The 4,135-nt window shown below is 65.5% G+C and carries 7 protein-coding genes; 3 read left to right on the forward strand and 4 right to left on the reverse strand.

Annotation, left to right across the window (positions count from 1 at the left end; genetic code table 11):
* Positions 1–281: LysR substrate-binding domain-containing protein (locus DH10_RS30200; protein WP_343221643.1), on the forward strand; the 281-nt coding region annotated here is incomplete at its 5' end.
* A 591-nt stretch (positions 282–872) separates the two neighbouring features.
* Here DH10_RS30200 and DH10_RS30205 read toward each other — a convergent pair.
* The 4 genes from DH10_RS30205 to DH10_RS30220 all read right to left on the reverse strand — a co-directional run bounded on the left by DH10_RS30205 (position 873) and on the right by DH10_RS30220 (position 2,995).
* Positions 873–1,079, reverse strand: coding sequence for a hypothetical protein (locus DH10_RS30205; protein ID WP_192256086.1), 207 nt, complete (start codon positions 1,077–1,079; stop codon positions 873–875).
* A gap of 561 nt (positions 1,080–1,640) precedes the next feature.
* Positions 1,641–1,730 (reverse strand): lasso RiPP family leader peptide-containing protein, encoded by a 90-nt coding sequence (locus tag DH10_RS30210; protein ID WP_192256084.1) that lies wholly within the window; start codon positions 1,728–1,730, stop codon positions 1,641–1,643.
* A gap of 382 nt (positions 1,731–2,112) precedes the next feature.
* Positions 2,113–2,277, reverse strand: coding sequence for a hypothetical protein (locus DH10_RS30215; RefSeq protein WP_192256074.1), 165 nt, complete (start codon positions 2,275–2,277; stop codon positions 2,113–2,115).
* Between the two features lie 94 nt (positions 2,278–2,371).
* On the reverse strand, positions 2,372–2,995 hold the full coding sequence (locus tag DH10_RS30220; protein ID WP_246811666.1) for a hypothetical protein: 624 nt from the start codon (positions 2,993–2,995) through the stop codon (positions 2,372–2,374).
* Between DH10_RS30220 and DH10_RS37345 the strand changes: the two genes are divergently transcribed.
* Both DH10_RS37345 and DH10_RS30225 read left to right on the forward strand, forming a co-directional pair.
* Positions 2,972–3,136 (forward strand): hypothetical protein, encoded by a 165-nt coding sequence (locus tag DH10_RS37345; protein WP_246811667.1) that lies wholly within the window; start codon positions 2,972–2,974, stop codon positions 3,134–3,136. The two genes, DH10_RS30220 and DH10_RS37345, sit on opposite strands and share 24 nt — an antisense overlap.
* Before the next feature lie 413 nt (positions 3,137–3,549).
* Entirely contained in the window at positions 3,550–3,765 is a 216-nt protein-coding gene (locus DH10_RS30225) for a hypothetical protein (RefSeq protein ID WP_192256071.1), read from the forward strand.
* Positions 3,766–4,135 lie beyond the last annotated feature (370 nt).

Below are 4,135 nucleotides of genomic sequence, written 5' to 3' on the forward strand. Positions count from 1 at the left end.
GGCCGGTGGACGACGCGCTGGGGCTCGCCGGGCTGGCGCGAACAATCGCGACCGTGGTCGGCGGCTTTTCGGAAGCGCTGGCGCTGGCGCGCGGCTCCGACCTCATCGCCACCGTGCCCGAGCGCTATACGGGCAAGCTGCGCCAAGGCCTGTTCACCTTCGCCCTGCCGGTGAAGCTCGCCGAGCTCACCATCTCGCTGCTATGGCACCCGCGCCTCGACGCCGACCCCGCGCATCGCTGGCTGCGGGGGATGGTAAGAGACGTGTGCGGCGGGCGGTGAATCTGCCGATCTCCTCCCTGCGGCGAGATGGGCGACAGGCCAGAAGGGGGTGCGAAGGATCGCGACGCGTCAGGATCAGGGATTCCTCTGGGAGAGGTGGCTCGGCGAAGCCGAGACGGAGAGGGGGAGCGCCCTACGAAGACCCCCTCTCGGTCCGCTTCGCGGCCACCTCTCCCGCGCCTTTGGCGGGGGCGTGGAACCCAAGCCTTGATACGACGGCAGCGCCCTCGACAATCCGTCCGCCTTACCCTCCTTCACCACCGGGAGCGGCAAGGCGATGACCGTGAGCAAGGTGATGGCCGACACCGGCTGGGCGCATTCCCGGGAATGCACCCACGCCATCGACGCGCAGCACAACGACCGCTGCGCCACCACCAAGTGGGCGGAACGAATTGAAGTTTCCTCGCCCCATGAAGTGGGAGAGAGGTGGATCGGCGAAGCCGAGACGAAGCGGGGGAACGCCCTACGAAGGCCCCTCTCCGTCCGCTTGGCGGACACCTATCCCCCGCTTGCGGGGCGAGGAACCAAAAGTGCCGATAACTCATGGCCCTACCGTCACCGGCTCGTTCTTGCGCATTCTGAGCTCGTAGTTCAGCCGACGTTCGGGTTGGCGCATTTGAAGATCGGCGAGAGCAGATAGGCGTTGAAGGTGGCGACGCGCACCGTCTCCACCTCCTGCGCGCCTGCGCCGCCCATAAGACCGGCAATCAGCGTTGCGAGAAAGATGAGCAGCCCAAGCGCCACCCTATCTATCCAGGACTTGCGCCTGGCAAGCACTTCGAGCAACCGATCGCCCATCGCACCCTCCCCCGCTCGCATGGCGCATCATAGCATGCTTGCATGATGGCATCATGAAGCGGTTCACAGAGGGGCTGACGCTCTGACACCAGTGATTGGCGAAACCGCCCGCGGCGCCTCGCGCAGCCGCCAATGCTGCAATGCAGAAATGCGCCCAAAAAAAGTCAGGGGTAAAAGGGGAACCTCAAAACGCCTCAGCCGGCGAAAAACAAGCTTATTCAAGCGGATAGGCATATAGCCCGGCGCCGGCTTCCGCAACGGTCGAAAAGCCCGGAAATCCGCCATTTTCGAGCTTCCGCCAAAGGCAATGGCGTGATCGCAGCAGGCCGATTTCGGCCCCTGCACAACAAAAAAAGCGCCCTCCGCGGGGCGCTCCGGCCGGCGTTGACAGCAAGGCCCGCCAATGGCAATTCGCGATCACTGGTCACGCCATGACCGTTGCTGTTGGGGACGGACGGGGTTTCAGCAGCTTGGCGGCGGCGCCGGACGGGCGGGCACCTGCACGGTGTACCGCCCGCTCCTGGCCAGGAGCGTCGCAAGGCTCTGACGCTGTGCCTGCCGCTAGACCGCGATGGACGAGCCGTTGCCGGCCGTTACAGCCGAAAGCTTCCCGCGCTTTTCGAGCGTCGGCTTGCTGTAGACCTTCTTCATCGAGATTCCCCCTGAAGACGATCCGGGCAAAATGAGCGCCGCGGGGAGCGATTGTCAAGTTTGGACCGCCCGACGGCCTCAGAACGTGAAGCCGGACGACGGGGTGGCGGCGGTCGCGGCCGAAAGCCTGTCGCGCTTTTGCAGCCTGGGCTTTTCGTAAGTCTTCTTCATCGTCCGTTCCTGCGCGGGTCAACGATCGGCACAGGTGAACGCGCCATGCCGAGCCTGTCAAGATTCGACGAGCGCAACCATGCGGCAAGGCCTGGCGAAATCGCCGGCTGGCCGCCGGATCAGCGATACGCGATTACTTTGGTCTGGACACCACGATAGCGACGACGCCGCATGCGACGCGTTCCGCGCGGCGGCGGAACCGGAATACCGCTCAGGTCCGCGAGAGCGCGACCGCGACGACGCCGGACAGCTTCCCGCGCTTCGACAGCGTCGGCTTCTCGTAAACTTTTTTCATGGATGCGCCCCTATCCAATGTTGCCGCCTCACGAGGCAAGGGGGACGCCGTCTTGTCAAAAAACGTTTTCGTGATCTGCATGCAACGAGCGCCTGCCGCAACCGAAAGCGCGTCAACTGTGGTACGCAGGCAACAGCCGGCGCCCTCTCCCGGCGCTCTCTTCTTGACGCCGAGGTTAGCCCGCGTGCTGCAGCCAATGGCGGTCGAACACATTGAGGATGGCGCGGAAATCGGCCGGCGGGATCTGGTTGGCGCCGCCGCTGTCGGCGCCAAGGAACTGCTCGAGTTGCCGGTCGATCGTTTCCGGGTGTTCCACGGCGATGCCGAGGCTCGTCAGGTCGCCGGCGATCGAGCCGCCGGCCGGCAGGTATCCGCCCCATGTCTCGGCGCCGAATGCTGCATCGCGCAGACGCACCAGAAGGATCCTGGTGATCGACGGTTGAGCCTCGGGCCCGATGATGGCGGCGCCGCACATATAGCCGCCGAGTACACTGACCGGCTGCGTCTGCGGGAACAGGCAGAGGAAGAACTGGGCGTCGCCGCCCGCCTCCTTCAGATGCACGTAGAGGCCGCGCTTTGCCGGGTTGACCGGGCCGCCGAGCAGCAACTGCCCGGTCGGCAAGGTCTCGCGATAGGTGGCGGCAAGCCCATGCGCGCCGGGCCCGGCCTCGATCGACAGGCGGCCCTTGATGAGCTGGCCGCGATAATAGGGCGACCAGGCGCGCGAATAGCAGGCATAGGTCCCGGCAAGCCCGGAGCCGAGGCCGCGTTCGTCATGCGCGGAGGCCTCGAACTGCACGCCGGCGCGGCGCTCCAGCTCGGCGCTGTCGATGCCGTGGCGGGCCGCGCCGCGATCGCGGCGGTGAAGCTTGCCAGGTCGCTCTCGGCGATCCAGGCGCTGGGCTGTTCCAGCTCGAGTAGCTTCGCCCAGTCGTCATAGACGCTCATCTGGCGCGGTCGTGCGCGGCCCTGCAGCCATTTGTCGGCGCGACCGAGATCAAACGCCGTCTTCGGGTTGACGGCGCGGAACGCCGCCGCCAGGTCCTTGCGGGTCACGGTTCCCAGCAAGGCCGACGTCAGTCTTAGTTTTTGCGCGATGTGCTGCGCCATGCAACAAGCCCCTCGATGCTTTTCGCCGCCAGAGCATTTCGGCGTTTGGCAGGGAATCGCCGAGCTGCTCTAACCATTCGGTTTAGCACGCCGGGAAACAGTCTCCATTCCCGGCCATGCCGATTTTCCATGGCCTAATATTCCAGGAAATCCAGAGAATTCCACAGCGTTCCGCACGCGCTGCCTTTGCGGCCGGGCAGCCGGCGCTAGGGTCGCCGCCGGGGTGGGTGCAGGGGAGTTGTCATGAAAGTCGTTCTATCCGCGCTTGTTGTGGCACTTGCGCTATCACAAGCCGCCGAAGCCAAAACGAAAACTCTGGTGACCGAGACAAAGACCCAGACCGAGAAAACCCGGCCGCCGCTGGACCAGACGTCCACCGGTGGCATAGCGCCCGCTGGCACCGCGACAACCGCGCCGCCAAGCCAAGCATATCCGCCGGCGCTATGGATCCATTTCTAGCGCGATTTAAGCCACCTTCGCGACGTTCTGTCCTGGTGGGCGAGGAAGCAGAAACGGCCGGGCAAAGGCCGAACCAACAGCCACCCGGCCAGCCTGAGGGTTTGGGGGCTTGGCGCCGCCGGCGGGGGCCGGCGCCCGCCCGCGCGGATCGCCAAGCGGCGCGGTCCGCGCGGGCCATGCCAATCCTCAGACCGGCCAATTCTTGCCGTCTTGACGAAAGGACAGCGAACCGGAAAGCTCGGCACAGTCGCGGCCAGGGCGCTGCTATGGCTGTGCGACGAGGCTCCGAGGGAGGCCATGCCATGGGTGCCGAGGAAAAGCTTGCCGCGCTCGGCATCATCCTGCCGCCGCCGCTGAAACTGCCGCCAGG

Source organism: Mesorhizobium silamurunense, assembly GCF_014843825.1.
Taxonomy (GTDB): Bacteria; Pseudomonadota; Alphaproteobacteria; order Rhizobiales; family Rhizobiaceae; genus Mesorhizobium; species Mesorhizobium silamurunense.